The sequence below is a fragment of the Streptomyces sp. NBC_00690 genome (assembly GCF_036226685.1).
GTDB lineage: Bacteria > Actinomycetota > Actinomycetes > Streptomycetales > Streptomycetaceae > Streptomyces.
Genome location: NZ_CP109009.1, coordinates 5,105,752 through 5,124,179, shown reverse-complemented (window position 1 = coordinate 5,124,179; position 18,428 = coordinate 5,105,752). Strand labels below are relative to the sequence as shown.

At 69.7% G+C, this 18,428-nt stretch carries 19 protein-coding genes, 1 tRNA gene and 1 pseudogene; 6 read left to right on the top strand and 15 right to left on the bottom strand.

What is annotated here, in order from left to right; all coding sequences use genetic code 11:
* Positions 1-78: 78 nt before the first annotated feature.
* Both OID54_RS22425 and OID54_RS22420 read left to right on the top strand, forming a co-directional pair.
* Entirely contained in the window at positions 79-735 is a 657-nt protein-coding gene (locus OID54_RS22425; protein WP_329022115.1) for an NAD(P)H-binding protein, read from the top strand.
* 102 nt (positions 736-837) lie between these two features.
* Positions 838-1,338: a GyrI-like domain-containing protein gene (locus tag OID54_RS22420; protein ID WP_329022112.1), complete on the top strand. Its 501-nt coding sequence runs from the start codon at positions 838-840 to the stop codon at positions 1,336-1,338.
* A gap of 111 nt (positions 1,339-1,449) precedes the next feature.
* On the opposite strand, the gene OID54_RS22415 is transcribed toward OID54_RS22420, so the two are convergent.
* A complete protein-coding gene (locus OID54_RS22415; RefSeq protein WP_329022110.1) occupies positions 1,450-1,728 on the bottom strand; it encodes a hypothetical protein in 279 nt (92 codons plus the stop codon).
* A gap of 245 nt (positions 1,729-1,973) precedes the next feature.
* Between OID54_RS22415 and OID54_RS22410 the strand changes: the two genes are divergently transcribed.
* A complete protein-coding gene (locus tag OID54_RS22410; RefSeq protein ID WP_329022108.1) occupies positions 1,974-2,588 on the top strand; it encodes a hypothetical protein in 615 nt (204 codons plus the stop codon).
* 635 nt (positions 2,589-3,223) lie between these two features.
* Here the strand turns inward: OID54_RS22410 and OID54_RS22405 are convergent.
* A tRNA-Tyr gene (locus OID54_RS22405) sits at positions 3,224-3,305 on the bottom strand.
* A 192-nt stretch (positions 3,306-3,497) separates the two neighbouring features.
* Between OID54_RS22405 and OID54_RS22400 the strand changes: the two genes are divergently transcribed.
* The 3 genes from OID54_RS22400 to OID54_RS22390 all read left to right on the top strand — a co-directional run bounded on the left by OID54_RS22400 (position 3,498) and on the right by OID54_RS22390 (position 5,349).
* Positions 3,498-3,986, top strand: coding sequence for a YajQ family cyclic di-GMP-binding protein (locus tag OID54_RS22400; protein ID WP_329022106.1), 489 nt, complete (start codon positions 3,498-3,500; stop codon positions 3,984-3,986).
* A gap of 171 nt (positions 3,987-4,157) precedes the next feature.
* A complete protein-coding gene (locus tag OID54_RS22395; protein ID WP_329022104.1) occupies positions 4,158-4,670 on the top strand; it encodes a methylated-DNA--[protein]-cysteine S-methyltransferase in 513 nt (170 codons plus the stop codon).
* A gap of 13 nt (positions 4,671-4,683) precedes the next feature.
* Positions 4,684-5,349, top strand: coding sequence for an alpha-ketoglutarate-dependent dioxygenase AlkB family protein (locus OID54_RS22390; RefSeq protein ID WP_329022102.1), 666 nt, complete (start codon positions 4,684-4,686; stop codon positions 5,347-5,349).
* A 19-nt stretch (positions 5,350-5,368) separates the two neighbouring features.
* Here OID54_RS22390 and OID54_RS22385 read toward each other — a convergent pair whose 3' ends face one another.
* The 13 genes and pseudogenes from OID54_RS22385 to OID54_RS22325 form a co-directional block, all read right to left on the bottom strand.
* Positions 5,369-5,638, bottom strand: a complete 270-nt coding sequence (locus OID54_RS22385; protein ID WP_329022100.1) for a GlsB/YeaQ/YmgE family stress response membrane protein — start codon at positions 5,636-5,638, stop codon at positions 5,369-5,371.
* A 263-nt stretch (positions 5,639-5,901) separates the two neighbouring features.
* Positions 5,902-6,294, bottom strand: a complete 393-nt coding sequence (locus tag OID54_RS22380; protein WP_329022098.1) for a YccF domain-containing protein — start codon at positions 6,292-6,294, stop codon at positions 5,902-5,904.
* A gap of 2 nt (positions 6,295-6,296) precedes the next feature.
* On the bottom strand, positions 6,297-7,151 hold the full coding sequence (gene htpX, locus OID54_RS22375; RefSeq protein ID WP_329022094.1) for a zinc metalloprotease HtpX: 855 nt from the start codon (positions 7,149-7,151) through the stop codon (positions 6,297-6,299).
* Between the two features lie 156 nt (positions 7,152-7,307).
* Positions 7,308-9,005 (bottom strand): NADH-quinone oxidoreductase subunit N, encoded by a 1,698-nt coding sequence (locus OID54_RS22370; protein WP_329022092.1) that lies wholly within the window; start codon positions 9,003-9,005, stop codon positions 7,308-7,310.
* A gap of 2 nt (positions 9,006-9,007) precedes the next feature.
* Complete coding sequence (locus tag OID54_RS22365; protein WP_329022089.1) at positions 9,008-10,588, bottom strand: complex I subunit 4 family protein; 1,581 nt, start codon at positions 10,586-10,588, stop codon at positions 9,008-9,010.
* 3 nt (positions 10,589-10,591) lie between these two features.
* A complete protein-coding gene (locus OID54_RS22360; protein WP_329022086.1) occupies positions 10,592-12,592 on the bottom strand; it encodes an NADH-quinone oxidoreductase subunit 5 family protein in 2,001 nt (666 codons plus the stop codon).
* Positions 12,589-12,969 carry an NADH-quinone oxidoreductase subunit NuoK gene (nuoK, locus tag OID54_RS22355; RefSeq protein ID WP_329022084.1) on the bottom strand — a complete coding sequence of 127 codons (381 nt, stop codon included), beginning with the start codon at positions 12,967-12,969 and terminating at the stop codon, positions 12,589-12,591. Before nuoK ends, OID54_RS22360 begins: the two co-directional genes overlap by 4 nt.
* Complete coding sequence (locus OID54_RS22350) at positions 12,969-13,862, bottom strand: NADH-quinone oxidoreductase subunit J (RefSeq protein ID WP_443055661.1); 894 nt, start codon at positions 13,860-13,862, stop codon at positions 12,969-12,971. The genes nuoK and OID54_RS22350 overlap by 1 nt, the downstream gene beginning before the upstream one ends.
* 319 nt (positions 13,863-14,181) lie before the next feature.
* Positions 14,182-14,740: pseudogene (locus OID54_RS22345) on the bottom strand (NuoI/complex I 23 kDa subunit family protein); the annotation flags it as partial.
* A 2-nt stretch (positions 14,741-14,742) separates the two neighbouring features.
* Positions 14,743-15,708 carry a complex I subunit 1/NuoH family protein gene (locus OID54_RS22340; protein WP_329022081.1) on the bottom strand — a complete coding sequence of 322 codons (966 nt, stop codon included), beginning with the start codon at positions 15,706-15,708 and terminating at the stop codon, positions 14,743-14,745.
* Entirely contained in the window at positions 15,705-17,186 is a 1,482-nt protein-coding gene (locus tag OID54_RS22335) for an NADH-quinone oxidoreductase subunit C (protein WP_329022078.1), read from the bottom strand. Before OID54_RS22335 ends, OID54_RS22340 begins: the two co-directional genes overlap by 4 nt.
* Entirely contained in the window at positions 17,183-17,884 is a 702-nt protein-coding gene (locus tag OID54_RS22330) for an NADH-quinone oxidoreductase subunit B (RefSeq protein WP_329022075.1), read from the bottom strand. Before OID54_RS22330 ends, OID54_RS22335 begins: the two co-directional genes overlap by 4 nt.
* On the bottom strand, positions 17,875-18,273 hold the full coding sequence (locus OID54_RS22325; protein ID WP_329022073.1) for an NADH-quinone oxidoreductase subunit A: 399 nt from the start codon (positions 18,271-18,273) through the stop codon (positions 17,875-17,877). The genes OID54_RS22330 and OID54_RS22325 overlap by 10 nt, the downstream gene beginning before the upstream one ends.
* Positions 18,274-18,428: the final 155 nt, after the last annotated feature.

Genomic DNA, 18,428 nt, shown 5'->3' with positions numbered 1-18,428 from the left:
ACAGGCGCCGGCCGCCGTTCACGCTGCGGCCATGGTGCTGTCAGGCGCAGGACGGGCTTCGGACGTACGGTCGTAGACATGCGCATTGTGATTGCAGGAGGACACGGTCAGATCGCGCTCCGACTGGAGCGGCTGCTCTCGGCAGGCGGGCATGAGGTCGCGGGCATCATCCGCAACCCCGACCACAGCGCGGACCTGCGCGACGCGGGGGCGGAACCCATCGTGCTGGACCTTGAGTCGGCCTCCCTCGCCGAGGTCACCGAGGTGTTGAAGGGCGCGGACGCCGCGGTCTTCGCGGCGGGCGCGGGCCCGGGCAGCGGGGTCGGCCGCAAGGACACGGTGGACCGGGCCGCGGCGGTCCTGTTCGCGGACGCCGCCGAACAGGCCGGTGTGCGCCGCTACCTCATCGTCTCGTCGATGGGCGCGGACTCCGCCCACCAGGGGAACGAGGTCTTCGACGCCTATCTGCGGGCCAAGGGCGCCGCTGACGACGACGTACGGGCACGGCCCCGGCTCGCCTGGACGATCCTGCGTCCGGGCATGCTGACCAATGACGCCGGTACGGGACTGGTGGCGCTCAAGGCTTCCACCGGCCGGGGGCCCGTGCCGCGCGACGACGTGGCCGCCGTACTGGCGGAACTGGTCGAGACGCCGGCCGCTGCCGGGTTGACACTGGAGTTGATCAGCGGATCGGTGCCGGTGGTGGTGGCCGTGAAGGACATCGCGGGCAACTGATGCGGTCCGGCCGATGAGTCGACGGCCGGCAACCGGTCTCACTCCGGGGGAGCCTTCGTCGGCGCCCCCTGCCGCCCTGCTCCTACTGCTTGAGGTATCGCCATGTCTGATGTGACGCCCGTAGTCGTCGAACGGACCGAGCAGCCGTACGCCTTCATCCGCGGCTCGGTCCGGATGGACTCCTTCGACCAAATCGCCGACCGGCTGGGGGAGCTGATCGGGTGGCTGATGGCCCATGAGGCAGAGTTCGCGGGGGCGCCGTTCTTCCGCTACAACACCGTCGACCTGGAGGGTGAGTCGGAGGTCGAGGCGGGCATGCCCATCGTGTCCCGACCGGAGCCGGAGGGTGACATCCGCGTCGGCACGCTGCCCGCGGGTCGCTATGCCACGCTCACCCATGTCGGCCACCCGGACGAACTCTTCGACGTGGCCGACGCACTGCGTTCCTGGGCCACCCGCGAGGGCCTGGAGTGGGACATGACGGAGGTGGCGGGGGTGGAGCGCTGGGGCTGCCGACTGGAATCGCACCTCACCGACCCCCGGGTACAGCCGGATCTGAACAAGTGGGTGTCCGAGTTGGCCTTCCGGCTCGCGGACCAGTAGACGGGCGACGGCCGCCTCTGAGCGGCTTCCGGGCCGGTCAGAGGCCGTCGGGGAACACCTTGCCGCCGCCTTGCCCAAGGAGGGCCGGCGAACCGGCACGGCCGACGGGCTTCACTCAGGCCCGATCGCCGCCTCCATGAGCTCCTTCCACCCCGTGTTGCCGAAACCGCTCATCATCAGCACATCCCGGTAGTCCGAGTAGGCTTCTTCGAGGATCTCCAGGTACCGGTCCACATCCCCGGCCGCGAAGAGCACGATCGCCGTCTGCACGCGATCCACTTCCCAGGCGACGAAGGATCGGCCCCACTCCTCCAGCAACTCGATCACCACCGCCGCGACTTCCGGGTCCGGGAAGTCCTGGTACACCCGGGCCCGCACCCTTGGACTCACTTCGGCCGACTCCTCCATGACACCCCTCCCAGGATCCCCCGCCGGCACGGGCAGACACCCTTGCTGCATCCGGGCGCCCGTGCTCGGGCCCACAGTCCCACTCGGCGCCCCACCCGTTCCCATCGCATCCAAAGCGCGGGCGTTCGGGTTCTTCCTGGTGTCAGCCGGCGCGGCCGATCGCCTCCGTACGCACATCGACGTTGTCATCGATGCATTCCGTCGGCTCGACGTCTGAGGAGGCATCGATGAACGAACCGATCCTCGCCCGTCACTCCCTCGCCCTCGCCCTGCCCAAGGCCGCCCCGGCCATCGCCACCTCCAGCGTGCTCGTCCTCGGCCGGGTCTGGAACGCCAACGGGGCCGAGCACTCCATCGGCAATGCGACCCTCATGGCGCTGCTCGCCGTCGGGGCGGCCACGGCCGGCGCTTTCGCCGCAGCCGGGCGCGGCGGAAACGAGGTCATCGCGGGAACGGCGTTCGCCCTGTCCGGCGGGCTCGCCCTCGCGGGCGTAGCCGGATACGCCGACGGCCTTTCCCTTCCCGTCCTGTTGTGGGCACTGGCCACGGCCACGGCGTACGCCCTCTCCGCCCGGCACTGGCGTACGGACCGCCGCATCGCCGTGGCGCACGAACACAGCACGGTCGAACGCCGGGAGGCGCACGCACACGTGGAACGCGTCGAAGCGCTACGGGCCGGAGCCCGGATCGAGACCGCCCGGGTGGGTGCCGCCTACGCCGAGCAACTCGCCGCTGCCCTCCTCACCCGTGCCACGCTCCCCGGCTTCGACCCCGCCGCGGTCCATGAGGGGGGCCTGCCCGAACTCCCTGTCGGCCGTGGCGTCGGGACTTCTCGCGCCTGACCCAAGCGGATCCGCACAACACTTGAGCTGACGCCACCTCAAGAGCGGTGCGTACGACCGTCTTCTGTTCCCAACGCCGCCGACTGCACCTGTTGGAAGTGGGCCTCAGGGCCTCAGGGCCTCAGGGCCTCAGGGCCTCAGGGCCTCAGGAAGTGGAGCCGTTCTCTGGCTCCGCCACAAGGCGGTACGCGGTGAGCCCGAGCGTGGCCACGGCGATGAACGTCGCCCCTCCTGCGCGACCTCATCCCGAGTCCTGAGCGGCGTCCTCGCACGGAGCGTGGGTCACGCACGGTCCCCCCTGACGCCGGCCGACTCGGGCCTATGACCTTCCCCACATGCCTGCCTCCCCTTGGCTCCATGTCCGACGAAAGGCCCGGGGGGTCCTCACCATCGCCCGTCGATGCGGTCCGGCGGCACTCTTCGCGGGCAGCCGAGGGTTCCTCGGCATCCGGGGTTCCTCGGCATCCGGGGTGGCGCGGGCGCCGGGGAGGGTGGGCCGGGACCGCCATGCGCATCCAGCCAAGGTGGGTCGGCAGCGTGAGCGAGAGCCGCTCACCGGGCGACGCGCTTTCCGTCCGAAGAACGAAGAAGCCCCTCTGATTGCGTCTCCGCAGATCAGAGGGGCTTTCATCGCGTGGCGGCGCCAGGATTCGAACCTGGGTAGGCTAAGCCGACGGATTTACAGTCCGCTCCCATTGGCCACTCGGGCACACCGCCATGGGATGTCGCCTCGAACGTACCGCTGTAGTGCGGGGTTCCTTGGCGACGACGTAAACGATACCCGATGTCCGGGGGTGCTTCGCCACTGGATTGATCAGCCCTTGGGGCGGGTGCGGGTGGCTAGGCTTGGCCGAGCGGTTCGGGGACTCCGGCCGCCCTCCACGCACCCGATTCAAGGAGCCACAGGACATGGCCGACTCCAGTTTCGACATCGTCTCGAAGGTCGAGCGGCAAGAGGTCGACAACGCCCTCAATCAGACGGCAAAGGAGATCTCCCAGCGCTACGACTTCAAGAACGTCGGGGCGTCGATCGCCTGGTCCGGCGAGAAGATCCTGATGCAGGCGAACTCCGAGGACCGGGTCGCCGCGATCCTCGATGTGTTCCAGACCAAGCTGATCAAGCGGGGCATCTCGCTGAAGTCGCTGGACGCGGGCGAGCCCCAACTGTCCGGCAAGGAGTACAAGATCTTCGCCTCCATCGAGGAGGGCATTTCGCAGGACAACGCCAAGAAGGTGGCGAAGATCATCCGCGATGAGGGGCCCAAGGGCGTCAAGGCCCAGGTCCAGGGCGATGAACTCCGGGTGAGTTCGAAGAGTCGCGATGACCTCCAGGCGGTGCAGGCGCTGCTGAAGGGTCAGGACTTCGAGTTCGCCATCCAGTTCGTGAACTACCGCTGATCGATCACCGGGGAGGGGGCGGGCCCAGGGCCCGCCCGCCCTGGTGCGGAGCAGGTGCCATGTCGGATTCCTGCCAGCCCGGAGCGGGGTGAGTGGAGCAGACTCGTGGTGTGCGGTGCGGACTGCACTGCAAGCGTCACTGCAGGCGCCACTGCGAGGGAAGGAGCACCGATGACCGCGGCGAGGGTCTACACGACCATGGAGAGTCCGTTGGGCGATGTGTTGCTGACGGGCGAGGTATCCGCTTCGGCCCCGGGCGGCACGGCGCTGGCCTCGGTGTCACTGCCCGGGCAGAAGGGCGGCGTACTCGTAGCGGACGGGTGGCTGCGCTCACCGACCGCCTTCGGCGAGATCGAGCGGCAGTTGGAGCGCTATTTCGCCGGTGAGCTCACGGACTTCGCCCTCCACTACGCCCGCGGCGGTACGGAGTTCCAGCAGCGGGTCTGGCAGGAACTGGACCGGATCCCCTACGGGACGACGGTCACCTACGGGGAGATCGCCCGGCGGATGGGGGCGTCCAGGATCGCGGTCCGGGCAGTGGGCAGTGCGATCGGACGCAATCCGCTGCTGGTGGTGCGACCGTGCCACCGGGTGATCGGTTCGGATGGAGCACTGCACGGGTACGCGGCGGGCCTGGGGCGCAAGGAGCACCTGCTGCGACTGGAAGGTGCGCTGGTGGCATGAACGGCGGCTCCCGATGAGCGGGGACGCCCTGTTTCCGCGCGATCCGGTCACCCTGGGCCCCGGCGCAGTGCATCTGCCGGGGTGGCTGTCGATCGAGCAGCAGCGAGCGTTGGTGGAGGCGTGTCGGGCATGGGCCCGTGGGCCAGTGCCGCTGAGGCACACGGCGCTTCCCGGTGGCGGTGTGATGTCAGTGCGGACGGTGTGTCTGGGGTGGCACTGGTTGCCCTATCGCTACAGCCGAACCGCGGACGATGTGAACGGCGCCGAGGTCGAGGCCGTCCCCCAGTGGCTGGTGGAGTTGGGTCGGTCCGCGCTGGTTGCGGCGTACGGCGAGCGGTACGAAGCCTCGGACTACACGCCCGATGCGGCGCTGGTGAACTTCTACGACGGCGCCGCGCGGATGGGGATGCACCAGGACAAGGAGGAGCGTTCCGATGCTCCGGTCGTGTCGCTGAGCATCGGGGACAGTTGCGTCTTCCGGTTCGGCAACGCCGAGAACCGGGGGCGTCCCCACACCGATGTGGAGTTGCAGTCCGGAGACCTCTTCGTCTTCGGCGGACTTTCCCGGTTCGTCTACCACGGGGTGCCGAAGGTCTACCCGGGGACGGGTGACCCGGCGACGGGCATGAGCGGCGGGCGGTTGAACATCACCCTGCGGGAGACCGGGCTGGCCGGCTGAGAACAGCCCGGTCCAGAGGTCAGCGTGAGCGCGAGTGGCCGAAGAATATGCGGTAGACGACGAGCAGCACCAAGGAGCCTCCGATGGCTGCGGCCCAGGTGGCGCCGTCGTAGAACTCATTGGTGATCGGCCGGTCGAGGAAGCGGGCGGAGATCCAGCCGCCGACGAAGGCTCCGATGACGCCGATGATCGTGGTGCCGATGAGTCCGCCCGGGTCGCGCCCGGGGAGCAGGATCTTGGCGACGATCCCGGCCAACAGCCCGAGAACGATCCAGCTGATGATGCCCATGCCCTGAACCTGCCTTCCCTGCAGAATTCGTCGCTCACGCGATCCATAGGTCGTTTTGAGTGGTTCACCATGAGACGCGAATCTTGCACCCGATGGTTGCGATCTCCGCGGATGGGCCGATGTGATCCTTTGCGGGCCCTCGTGGATCGCTCGCACTCCGGTCCTTCGATGGACGTCTGCCCAGCTCAGGAGCGATCATCCAGGGAGGCACCGGGTTGGGAAGCAGGCACCCGGGACTGTTCCGGGTGGGCGACGCGCTGTGGTCAGCGGGTGGCGAAGGGCTGGTCCGTCGGCACGATCTCCTTGCCCAGGGGCAGCAGGGAGACCGGGATCAGCTTGAAGTTGGCGACGCCCAGTGGGATGCCGATGATCGTCAGGCAGAGGGCTATGCCGGTGACGATGTGGCCCAGGGCGAGCCACCAGCCGGCGAGGACCAGCCAGAGCACGTTGCCGACGCATGAGGGGGCTCCGGCGTCACGACGGTCCACGACCGTGTAGCCGAACGGCCAGAGGGCGTAGACCCCGATGCGGAAGGCGGCCATACCGAACGGGATGCCGATGATCGTGATGCACAGCAGCGCACCGGCGAGGATGTAGCCGAGGAACATCCAGAAGCCGCACAGGATGAGCCAGATCACATTCAGGATTGTCTTCATGGTCAGCGACCTGCCATCTGTTCTAGTCGGGCGATCCGCTCCGCCATGGGCGGGTGGGTCGAGAACATCTTGGTCAGGCTCCTGCCCGGCCGGAACGGGTTCGCAATCATCATGTGGCTCGCCGTCTCCAGACGCGGCTCCGGAGGCAGCGGAAGCTGTTTGGTGCCGGCGTCGAGCTTGCGCAGTGCGCTCGCCAGGGCCAGCGGGTCACCGGTCAGCTGAGCGCCGGAGGCATCCGCCTCGTACTCGCGGGAGCGGCTGACGGCGAGCTGGATGATGGAGGCGGCGATCGGCCCCAGGATCATGATCAACAGCATTCCTGCGAGCCCCGGGCCGTCGTCGTCGGAGCGGCCCACCGGGATCAGCCAGGCGAAGTTCGCTAGGAACATCACGACGGAGGCGAGCGCGCCGGCGACCGAGGAGATCAGGATGTCCCGGTTGTAGACATGGCTCAGCTCATGGCCGATGACGCCGCGCAGTTCCCGCTCGTCCAGGATGTGCAGGATGCCTTCCGTACAGCAGACCGCGGCGTTGCGCGGGTTGCGGCCGGTCGCGAAGGCGTTCGGGGCCTGGGTGGGCGAGATGTAGAGCCGTGGCATGGGCTGGCGGGCGGCGGTCGAGAGCTCGCGGACGATGCGGTAGAGCGCAGGCGCCTCGAACTCGCTCACGGGGCGTGCCCGCATGGCCCGCAGGGCGAGCTTGTCGCTGTTCCAGTAGGCGTAGGCGTTGGTGCCGAGCGCCACGGCGAGCGCGACGAGCAGTCCCGTACGTCCGAAGAAGCTACCGAAGGCGATGATGAGTGCGGACAGTCCCCCGAGGAGTACGGCGGTCTTCAGCCCGTTGTGCCGGCGGTGCACGGTAGGCCCTCCAGGTGGTGCGGCAGGGGAACCCTTGTGATGGTGCTGTGGTGGTGCTCCACTCTCCAGTGGACCCTTCTGTACTGGTCAACGCCAGGCGAAGGGCCCTAGTTCCCTGGTGGGGCAAGGCCGCGGGCTGAGCCGTACGGGTGAAGGTCAGAACAGGCTGGTGGCCGCGAACCGCAGGACCAGCTGGGGGTAGCCGGAGAGGGCCACGCCCACGACGGCCGTCAGGGCGATCGCCAGGGTGACCGCCCTGGGCGTGCGTCGCAGCGCGGGACGTCCGCGGTCGGCGTCCGTCGCGGATGCCGTCTCGGGCGCGGCCTTGGGGGTGCGGAAGAGGATCGCTGTCCACCGGAGGTAGTAGTAGAGGGCGATCACCACGTTGATGGCCATGACCACGGCGAGCCAGCCGAGCCCCGCGTCGACGGCCGAGGAGAAGACGGTCACCTTGGCGAAGAGGCCGATGATGCCCGGGGGCAGACCGGCGAGGCAGAGCAGGAAGAAGCCCATCGCGAGGGCGGCGAGCGGGCGGGTGGAGTAGAGGCCGCGGTAGTCGGCGATCCGGTTCAGCGGATGGGTGCGGGAGACCAGTGCGGCCACCGCGAACGCACCGAGGTTGACCGCCGCGTACATCAGGGCGTACGCCACGGTGGCGCCGATCTGGTCGTCACTGGAGTACGCGGCTGCCGCGATCGGGACCAGGATGTAGCCGGCCTGACCGACGGATGACCAGGCCAGCAGGCGTACGGCGCCCCAGGGGCGGTCCGCGGACTGGCGCAGTGCGGCCACATTGCCTGCGGTCATGGTGAGTGCGGCCAGTACGGCGATGGCGGGGCCCCAGACGTCGGCGTATCCGGGGAACGCGATGACGGTCACGAGGATGAGGCCGGAGAATCCGACCGCCTTGCCGACGACGGACAGATAGGCGGCGATGGGCAGGGGTGCGCCCACGTAGGTGTCCGGAACCCAGAAGTGGAACGGGACGGCCGCCGTCTTGAAGGCGAAACCGATCAGGGTGAGGGCGACGCCGGTCTTCGCGAGGGTGTCCAACTGTCCGGAGACCTCGCCGATCCGAGTGGCGATCTCGGTGAGGTGGAGGCTGCCGGTGGTGCCGTAGACGAAGCTCACGCCGAGGAGGGAGACGGCCGTGGCGGTGACCGACGAGAGGAAGAACTTGAGGGCCGCCTCGCTGGAGCGGCGGTCTCCCCGCTTGAGGCCGACGAGCGCGAAGGCGGGCAGAGAGGCCACTTCCAGCGCCACGATGAGCGTGGCCAGGTCCCGGGAGGCGGGCAGCAGCGCGGCTCCGGCCGCGGACGCGAGCAGGAGGAACCAGAACTCGCCGGCGGGGAGATCTCGGCGGGTGTCGCTGAGGGCCAGGAGCGCTGTCAGCAGTGCGCCGCCGAGGACGAGGAGTTGGATCGCGAGCGTGAAGTGGTCCGCGACGTAGCTGCAGGTGTCGGGCGCGGTGGTCAGACAGAACGTCTGCCGGTCGCCGTCGGTCAGCGGCACCAGGGCGATGAGGGCCGCGATCAGGCCGCCGATGGCGCCGAGACCGAGCCAGCGCTTGTGGGCGGCCGGTACGAACAAGTCGGCGACCAGGACGGCCAGCGCCACCACGGCCGTGATCGTGGGCGGGGCGATGGCGACCCAGTCGACCGACTGGACGAGGTTCGGGACGTCCGCCGCGAGGGTGGTGACGTCGGGGAGCGACGCGCCGTACGCCGGGGTGCCGGAGTCCGTGGCCGGGCCGATGACGTCTTGCGCTGTGAGTCCGGTGCCGGGCGCCGTGAGCTCCTGGGCACCGGCGGGGCTGCTCGTGTCCATGGCGGCTGTGGAAGGGGCGGTGGCCATGATCACGAGTTGCCTCCTGCGAGGAGCTTCTGCACGGCCGGGTCGGTGAGACCGAGGAGGACAGCGGGCCACAGTCCGGCCAGGACGGTGAGGGCGACCAGCGGGGACCAGGTGGCGAACTCGTAGCGCTGCACGTCGGCGAAGGGCTCGGTCGTGTGCTTCTGCTGGATCGCCCCCATGCAGACGCGGCGCACCACGATCAGGAGGTAGGCGGCGGTCAGCAGGGTGCCGAAACCGCCGATCGCCATGAAGGTGAGGAAGGCGGGCCGGTTGAGGCCGTCCGCGGGGTCAAAGGCGCCGAACAGGGCAAGCATCTCGCCCCAGAACCCGGCGAGGCCGGGCAGCCCGAGCGAGGCGATGGCGGCGAAGGCGAGCAGTCCGCCGAGCCGGGGGGCGCGACCGTAGAGGGCGGCGCCGGTGGCTCCTGCGAGCGTGTCGAGGTCGGCCGTTCCGTAGCGGTCCTTGAGCGCTCCGACCAGGAAGAACAGCAGGCCGGTGATGAGTCCGTGAGCGATGTTCGCGAAGAGGGCTCCATTGACTCCGGTGGGGGTCATGGTCGCGATGCCGAGCAGGACGAAGCCCATGTGGCCGACGGAGGAGTATGCGATCAGTCGCTTGAGGTCGCCGCCCGCGCCTTCTTTGGCCAGCGCGAGACAGGCCAGGGAGCCGTAGATGATGCCGACGACCGCGAAGGCCGCGAGATAGGGCGCGAAGGTCTGCATCCCGTCGGGTGCGATCGGGAGCACGATGCGGACGAACCCGTACGTGCCCATCTTGAGCAGGACACCCGCCAGCAGGACCGAGCCGACGGTGGGGGCTGCGGTGTGGGCGTCGGGGAGCCAGCTGTGCAGGGGCCACATCGGGGTCTTCACGGCGAGTCCGATGCCGATCGCGAGAACGGCGATGAGCTGCGTGGACGCGGTGAGGCCCCGGCCGTTGTCAGTGGCGAGTGCCACCATGTCAAAGGTGCCGGCCTTCAGCCCGATCAGCAGCAGGCCGAGCAGCATGACCACGGAGCCGAGCAGGGTGTAGAGGATGAACTTCCAGGCGGCGGCTCGCCGTTCGCCACCGCCCCAGCGGGCGATGAGGAAGTACATCGGGATGAGGACCATCTCGAAGGCGAGGAAGAAGAGCACCAGGTCGAGGACGGCGAAGGTCGCCAGCGTCCCCGATTCAAGGACGAGCAGCAGAGCGACGAACGCCTTCGGCGAGGGGCCCGAGGGCATCTTGAAGTAGCTGTAGAGCGCGCAGAGGAAGGTCAGGAGCGCGGTGAGGACGACCAGGGGAAGGGAAATGCCGTCGACACCGAGGTGGATGCGCACGTCGAGTGCGGCGATCCAGCTGATGTCCGTCGTGGCCTGCATCCTCGACGGCTGGTCGTGGTCGAACCCGATGGTGAGGATGACGGCCGCGATCAGGACCGCACCGGTGACGGTGACGCCGTGGCGCAGGACCGCCTGGTCAGGGCTGGTTCCGCGCAGCCCGGGCGGGGCCGGCAGCAGCGCGGCGACGGCGCCCAGGAGCGGCACGACGATGATGAACGCGAGAAGGAACTGCATCACGGACTCGCTGATATCGATCACGGCTCACGATCCCGCGTTGGCATGGGAGAGGACTACGGCGGCGATCACCAGGACGACGGAGCCCGCCAGCAGTGCGCTGAGGTAGGTCTGTACGTTGCCGGTCTGGGCGCGCCGGACGAGTTGGCCGAGCCAGTTGCTGCCCGTTGCGGCACCGCGCACATAGGTGTCGACGACCTCGCGGTCGAGGAAGCGGACCAGGTCGGCGCCTGCTTGGACGGGGCGCACGAACAGCACGTGGTAGACGGCGTCGAGGTGGAAGCCGGAGACCGCGTGGCGGTGCAGCGGGCCGAGCAGGATCCGACCGGGGTCGGTGGGGTCGGCGGCGCCAGCGATGTCCCCGAAGACGGGTGCGTGGGTGGCGATCGCCTCTGCTTCGGTGACCGCCGGGGACGCCTCCGGGTCCGCTGCCACCGCGCCCATGGGGGTGCGGGCGGCCAGGGGGCGACGGCTGCGCCAGGCTGCGTAGGTGATCAGTCCACCGATCAGGGAGACCCCGACGCCGAGGACTGCGGTGACGAGGGTGGGCGCCAGGCTGTGTCCGTCGAACCAGTCGTCGAAGTAGCCGTAGGTCAGCCCGAAGCCGAGGGAGGGGACTGCGAGGACCCAGAGCACCGCGGTCATGGGGAGGGGCTCGCGGCCGTGGTCGGGGGCGTCGGCCCCCTTGCCGCGGAAGGCCAGCAGCCATAGACGGGCGGCGTAGGCGGCGGTGAGGAGGGCGGTGACCAGACCGGCGACCAAGACGGTCCAACCGGCGACGCCCGGTGCGGTGGTGGATTCGCGCAACGCCGTGTGCTCCGCGGCGACGAGAACGGCTTCTTTGGAGAAGAAGCCGGCGAAGGGCGGGATCGCGGCGAGCGCGAGGAGGGCGATGGTCATCGTCCAGTAGGTGTCCGGGATGCGCTTGGCGAGACCGCCCATCCGGGACATCGCGGCGAGCGAGTTGGTGCCGGCGGCGTGGATGACGACGCCTGCGGCGAGGAACAGCAGCGCCTTGAAGGCGCCGTGGGACAGGAGGTGGAACACGGCGGCCCCACGGTCGGCGACGGCGAGGGCGCCGGCCATGTAGCCGAGTTGTCCGATGGTCGAGTAGGCGAGGACGCGCTTGATGTCGTCCTGGGCCAAGGCGGCGAGGGCCGAGCCGACCATGGTGATGGCGGCCATGACCGCGAGCACGGTGAGCGCGGCGGCGGAGGCTGCGAAGAGGGGCAGCAGTCGGGCCACGAAGTAGATGCCGGCCGCGACCATCGTCGCGGCGTGGATCAGCGCGGAGACGGGGGTGGGGCCGGCCATGGCGTCCGGCAGCCAGGTGTGCAGCGGGAACTGGGCCGACTTGCCCGCGACGCCCGCCAGCAGCAGCAGGGCGATCAGGGTGGGGTGGTCGATGCCGCCCGCCGCGACCGCATCGAGGATTCCGGTGATCCGGAAGGTGCCGGCGTCGGTGGCCAGCGCGAACAGACCGATGAGGAAGGGGACGTCACCGAGCTTGGTGACCAGGAACGCCTTCAGGGAGGCGGCTCGCGCCTCGGGCGTCTCCCAGTAGTGGCCGACGAGGAAGTACGAGCAGATGCCCATGATCTCCCAGCCGACCAGAAGCACCATCAGATCGCCGGAGTAGACCACCAGGAGCATCGCGGCGGTGAACAGGGAGACCAGGGCCGCGTACGACGAGTAGCGCGGATCGTCACGGAGGTAGGCCGTGGAGTAGATCTGCACGCAGGAGGCGACGAGCCCGACGAGTACGGCGACCAGCGCGGCGAACCCGTCGATGTGCAGGGCCAGATCGATGGGGACCGAGCCGGTCGGCGTGAGCTGGGTGGCTGCGTCGAGCGTTTTGTCGCCGCCCTGGCGGACGGCGACGACGACGGCGAGTGCGGTCGTGACCAGCGGCGGCAGGACCGCCAGGGGACGGATGAACCCGGGGGCGATCCGGCCGAGGAGCAGTCCGGCCACCGCGCCCAGGAAGGGGAGGAGGGGGACAAGGACGGCAAGGGTCGTGGTGGTCACGCGGTGGCCTCAGCCTTCTGCGCCGGGGAGGCCGTGTCAGGGGCGGCGGTCTCGTCGAGGTCGCCTTCGTGGCCCTCGGCGGTGTCGCGGAGGCGGTCGATGTCCGAGGTGCCGCGGTTGCGGTAGACCATCAGGACGATCGACAGTCCGATGCCGATCTCGGCAGCGGCGATGGCGATGGTGAAGAGGGTGAGGGCCTGGCCGGCGTGGAGGGCGTCGCGCAGCCAGACGTCGAAGGCGACCAGGTTCAGATTGACGGAGTTGAGCATCAGCTCAACGGACATCAGCACCAGGATCGCGTTGCGTCGGGCCAGTACGCCGTACAGGCCGACGCAGAAGAGGAGGGCCGCGAGGACGGCGGGATAGGCGAGGTGCATCAGCTCTCTCCCTCGGGTGCCTTCGCGGGTGCGCTGTCGGGCTGCGCGGGGGTGCCGGTGGTGCGCGAAGCGGGGCCTGCATCCGGGTTCGCGGCGGTGCCCTGACCCGCGGCATCGACCGACGGGCCCGGAGCGGTAGCTGACTGTGCGGCGGAGACGGGGCCTGCGGGCCGGTCGGCTGCCGTGGTGGTGCCGGGGGCGCCGGAGGCGTTCGAGCCGGTGTTCGGTGTGGCCGCCTTGGCCCTGCCGGCCGACCTGGCTGGGTTGCCCGCAGGGCCCGTACGGGGCCGGGCGGGACTCTTCGGGGTGGGCTCCTGGTCCCGCTTGCGCGAGAGGACGATCGCACCGATGAGCGCGGCGAGGAGAAGCACCGAAAGTGCTTCGAAGGGCAGTACCCAGTGGCGGAAGAGGATCGAGCCGGTCACGGCAGTCGTCCCCTGCGGGGGCCCGTCCAGATCGATCCAGGTGGCGCGGAACGCATCGACGACGACCCAGACCAGCGCGACCGCCGCGGTCAGGGCGACACCGAGGGCGACGAGGCGGTTGCCTGAGTCGGCGTCCGGGGACCGGCCGATGGGCGCCTTGGTGAGCATCAGACCGAAGAGGAGGAGGACGACGACGGAACCGAGATAGATCAAGACCTGCACCCAGGCGATGAACTCGGCCGTGAGGAGCAGGTACTCGACGGCAAGCCCGCCGAGCGTCACCACCAGCCACAGAGCGGCGTGCACCAGTTGCTTCGTGGTGACGGTCATGACGGCCGCGCCGAGCGTGACCAGTCCGACGAGGAGGAAGGCGATCTCCACACCGGTCGGGGACAGGAAGCCTTGGGCCTCGGCCGCCTGGGCCGCTGTCAGGGCCTTAGCTGTCGCCGTGGTGGTGGTGAGCATCATCGCGGGCCTCCTGCGCCCTCGGGCGGGGTGGCGGGCCCGGGTCGGCCGTGATCGTTCGGGCCTTCGGAGGCGGGGTCACCGGACGAGGGACGGGGAGACGAAGGGCCGGAGGGCGAGGGGCCGGGAGAGGGAGCGCCGGGAGAGGGAGGGCCGTCGTCCTGGGTCTCGCCGGCTGCCGGGGAGGCAGGGGGCGCCGGCTTCTTCGGAGCTTCCGGAGTTGCCGGGGCTCCATCGGTGGCAGCCTTCTGGGCACCCTTCGCCCCCGGACCCGGATGCACCGCCGAGTCCTGCGGTGCAGTCGGGGCTGGCTGGGCTGGCTGGGCTGGCTGGGCTTCTTCTGCCCGTGCAGCCTCCTGGGCCGCGGCGAGCTTCTCGGCTGCCTTGCGGGCCGCCGCGATCTCCTTCGGCTCCTCGGCCCCGGGGTCGAGCGCGGGCGGTGCGGGGACCGTCCACATCCACTCGCGGAGCTTGTCCCGCTCGTGCGTCAGTTCGCGGATGTCGGTCTCCGCGTACTCGAACTCCGGCGACCAGAACAGCGCGTCGAAGGGGCAGACCTCGATGCAGATCCCGCAGTACATGCAGAGCGAGAAGTCGATGGCGAACCGGTCGAGGACGTTGCGGCTGCGCTCGCGACCACCGGGCGTGGTAGCGGGAACCGTCTCCTTGTGGGAGTCGATGTAGATGCACCAGTCGGGGCATTCACGGGCGCAGAGCATGCAGACCGTGCAGTTCTCCTCGAACAGTCCGATCACACCGCGCGTACGCGGCGGGAGGTCGGGCTGCACCTCGGGGTACTGCGCGGTGACAGTCTTCTTCGTCATCGTGCGGAGGGTGACGGCAAGGCCCTTGGCGAGGCCGGAGCCGGGAATCGGCGCCATGACTAGATCACCACCTTCACGATGCCGGTGAGAGCGATCTGGGCGAGGGCGAGCGGGACGAGGGTGGTCCAGGCGAGCCGCTGGAGCTGGTCCTCCCGCATCCGGGGATAGCTCACCCTCAGCCAGATGACGATGAATGCGAGGACGGCGGTCTTGAGCAGGGTCCAGACCCAGCCGAGTCCGTCCGCCCCCATCGGGCCGTGCCAGCCGCCGAGGAAGAGGACCGTGGTCAGACCGCAGAGGACGACGATGCCCGCGTACTCGGCCAGCAGGAAGAGCGCGAAACGCAGACCGGTGTACTCGGTGTAGGCGCCGAAGATGATCTCCGAGTCGGCGACGGGCATGTCGAAGGGCGGCCGTTGCAGTTCGGCGAGCCCCGCGACGAAGAAGACGATGGCGCCCACGATCTGCCAGGGCAGCCACCACCACTCGAAGGCATCGAGGATGCCGGTCAGCGAGACGGTGCCCGCGGCCATGGCGACAGAGGCGGCGGTCAGCAGCATCGGCAGTTCGTAGGCCAGGAGCTGTGCCGCCGTACGCAATCCGCCGAGCAGGGAGAACTTGTTGGCCGAAGCCCAGCCGGCCATCAGGGAGCCGAGGACTCCGACGCCCATGACCGCCATGACGAAGAAGATGCCCGCGTCGATGACCTGGCCGACGGCGCCCTCGCCCGGGCCGATCGGGATGGCCAGCAGGACGAGGAGGTACGGCAGCAGGGCGACGGCGGGGGCGAACTGGAAGATCCGTCGATCGGCACCGGCCGGAACGATGTCTTCCTTCTGGACGAACTTCACCCCGTCCGCGACGAGCTGGGCCCAGCCGTGGAAACCACCCGCGTACATCGGACCGAGGCGGCCCTGCATGTGCGCCATCACCTTGTGTTCGGTCTGCCCGATGACGAGCGGGAAGACCATGAACACGGCGAAGACGATGAGCAGTCGGATGGCGACGTCGAGAGCGTCGTTCACTCGGGGTCGCCTCCGGGATCTGTGGTGTCATCTGGCTGCTGAGGGCCGGGCTCGTCGTCCTGGCCGGGTTTCTCGGCCGGGCCCGCTTTGCTTCCGGTGGCGCTGTCCGGGTCGGTCCCTTCCTGCGGTGGGCCGGACTTCGTGGCGGCCTCGTCCGTACCCGGCGCTGGGTCGGCGCCTTGGGCCCCGTCAGCCGAGCCGGTCGCGCTGGCGCCTTGTGCCGCGACGGTCCCGATAGCCCCGGCATCCCCAGCAGACGGGGCGGTCGTCTCCGTCGCGTCCGTCGCGTCCGTGTTCTCGGTGGCCTGGGAAGAGTCGAACGCCGGACGGGCGTGGTGCCAGGGTGCGTCCGCGCTTCGAGCAGCCGGGGTGCTCCCCGGCTCCGGAGCGGACCCTGCCGCAGCCTCGGCGGTACCGGCCGACGGCGCGGGTCCATCGGCGCCTCGCGCACCAGCGGCACGTCCATCGGAAGCGGGCGCACCAGTGGCGGGTCCATCGGAGGCGGGCGCACCGGTGGGCGGTGCTGCGGGCGCGGACCTACCCGCGCCGGCTGCCGCTTCCCCTGCTGGCGCCGACCTAGCAGCGCCAGCTGCCGCTTCCCCCGCTGGCCTGGTCCGGCTCGCGTCGGATGCCGCGTCGGGCCGTTGCGCGGCCTGGCTCGCAGACCCCTCGCCGACGCTCCTGGAGCGTCGGGCCGGAGCTGCCGTGCCCTCCGCGCCGGCCGCTTGGCTCGTCGAACCCTCCCCCACCGTGCGAGCGCGACGGGCCGGGCGTTCCCCGGCCGCGGCGCCCGCAGCTCGTGGCGCCCGCGCCGGCCGGGCCGGTGCGGGAGGCAGCTGGCCCTTGAGCGGGCCCCACTCGTTGGGGTCGGGCACGCCGGGCGGAAGCATCTGCCGCCGCTTGGGCCCCCCGTGCTCGGACTCGCCAGGTTCCTTCGCCCCGGGCCATGCCTTGGCGACCCGGGCGGCGAGGACGAAGTCCTTGCGCAGCGGATGGCCTTCGAACCCCTCGGGCAGCAACAACGGCACCAGGTGAGGGTGGTCGGTGAACTCCACGCCGAACATCTCGTGGGTCTCGCGCTCGTGCCAGTCCGCCCCCGCGTACACCTCGCGGGCGGTGGGAAGGACGGGTGCGTCGTGCGGAACGGTCGTGCGGAGCATCAGCCTGCGCACCTGGATCCCACCCGGGGATCCATGCGCGGGCGGAGCCTGCGCCTCGGCCCCGGATTCGTCCGCCGCCGGCGGCGGGCCGCCGAGCGCCACCACATGTGCGCAGATGCGGAAGCCGGTGCCGGGTTCGTCCACCGCGCTCAACCAGTCGAAGTAGCTGCAGCCGAGTTGGTCGCGGGCGATCTCCAGGGCCGCGATCCATGAGGCCGGGGGTACGTCGACGGTCAGGAGTTCGTAGGCGGATTCAGCGGTGGCGTCCGGGCCGAAGAGTTCCGCGACACCGTCCGGGAGGCGGTCGTACCCGGTCACCGGGCACCCCCGGTCGAGCCCGTGGCCCCGTCCGTTCCGGTCGTACCCGTGGTGTCGGGAGTCTCGGTTCCGGCCGTACCAGCCGTGCCGGTGTCAGTGTCAGTCTCGGTGCCGGCTGCGGGCACCGGGGGCGCGGACACGAGCCCGCTGCGCAGTGCGGCGGTCGAAGCCTGAGCGCCCGACCCCGTGCCGTAGCGCTCGCCCAGCGACTCCCGGGCGATCTTCTCCTGAAGTTTGAGGATGCCCTGGAGCAGCGCTTCCGGCCGCGGCGGGCAGCCGGGCACATAGACGTCGACCGGGATGATCTGGTCGACGCCCTTGGTCACCGAGTACGAGTCCCAGTAGGGCCCGCCGCAGTTGGAGCAGGCGCCGAAGGAGATGACGTACTTGGGTTCGGGCATCTGCTCGTAGAGCCGCTTGACCGCGGGTGCCATCTTGTCCGTGACCGTGCCGGAGACGATCATCAGATCCGCCTGGCGCGGACCCGGCGCGAACGGGATGACCCCGAGCCGGATGAAGTCGTGGCGGGCCATCGAAGCCGCGATGAACTCGATGGCGCAGCAGGCGAGCCCGAAGTTGAAGACCCAGAGGCTGTAGCGGCGCCCCCAGTTGAGGACGACCTTCATGGGCTCGGGAGCCAGCCGGGAGAGGATGCCGAGCCGGCGCGGCTCGGGAAGCGACTCCGGGATCACGTCCATGTCAGGACGCCCTTCTTCCATGCGTAGAGCAGTCCCACGGCCAGGAAGCCGAGGAAGATGAACATCTCCACGAGCGTCGTCGCGCCGTACCCCGGGGCGGCGAAGATCGTGGCCCAGGGGAAGAGGAAGATCGAGTCGACGGCGAAGATGACGTACAGGAACGCATAGACGTAGTAGCGGACCTGGGTGTGCGCCCAACCTTCGCCGACGGGGTCGACGCCGCACTCGTATGTCATGAGTTTCTCGGGGGTGGGCACGACCGGCCGCAGCAGCCGTCCGGCGCCGAAGGCCACCGCGACGAACAGCACGCCGACGAGGGCGAGCAGCCCGACGACCGTGTAGCTCTCGTAGTAACTGGCTGCGAGCGTGGTCACGGTCGGTTCCGTCACGTCCGCTCCTCGCTCCCTGGCCTCTTGGGCCTCGTCCGCCTAGTCGACCTTCGAAGGCCGCGTTTACTGCCGCGACGCCTTGGAATCGTCGACGAGCCGTGTGGTGTACGCACGGGAGTCTAGGCCCTGCCAAACGGACCCCAAGCAGTCACGCC

Coding starts and splice junctions, on each gene's coding strand:
- nuoK (WP_329022084.1), bottom strand. CDS start 12,969: ATGCACCTCGCCTATCCCGCCGTCCTCGCGGCCCTCCTCTTCTGCGTC.
- OID54_RS22420 (WP_329022112.1), top strand. CDS start 838: ATGTCTGATGTGACGCCCGTAGTCGTCGAACGGACCGAGCAGCCGTAC.
- OID54_RS22425 (WP_329022115.1), top strand. CDS start 79: ATGCGCATTGTGATTGCAGGAGGACACGGTCAGATCGCGCTCCGACTG.
- OID54_RS22390 (WP_329022102.1), top strand. CDS start 4,684: ATGAGCGGGGACGCCCTGTTTCCGCGCGATCCGGTCACCCTGGGCCCC.
- OID54_RS22380 (WP_329022098.1), bottom strand. CDS start 6,294: ATGAAGACAATCCTGAATGTGATCTGGCTCATCCTGTGCGGCTTCTGG.
- OID54_RS22385 (WP_329022100.1), bottom strand. CDS start 5,638: ATGGGCATCATCAGCTGGATCGTTCTCGGGCTGTTGGCCGGGATCGTC.
- OID54_RS22395 (WP_329022104.1), top strand. CDS start 4,158: ATGACCGCGGCGAGGGTCTACACGACCATGGAGAGTCCGTTGGGCGAT.
- OID54_RS22330 (WP_329022075.1), bottom strand. CDS start 17,884: ATGGACGTGATCCCGGAGTCGCTTCCCGAGCCGCGCCGGCTCGGCATC.
- OID54_RS22370 (WP_329022092.1), bottom strand. CDS start 9,005: ATGGCCACCGCCCCTTCCACAGCCGCCATGGACACGAGCAGCCCCGCC.
- OID54_RS22350 (WP_443055661.1), bottom strand. CDS start 13,862: ATGATGCTCACCACCACCACGGCGACAGCTAAGGCCCTGACAGCGGCC.
- OID54_RS22410 (WP_329022108.1), top strand. CDS start 1,974: ATGAACGAACCGATCCTCGCCCGTCACTCCCTCGCCCTCGCCCTGCCC.
- OID54_RS22400 (WP_329022106.1), top strand. CDS start 3,498: ATGGCCGACTCCAGTTTCGACATCGTCTCGAAGGTCGAGCGGCAAGAG.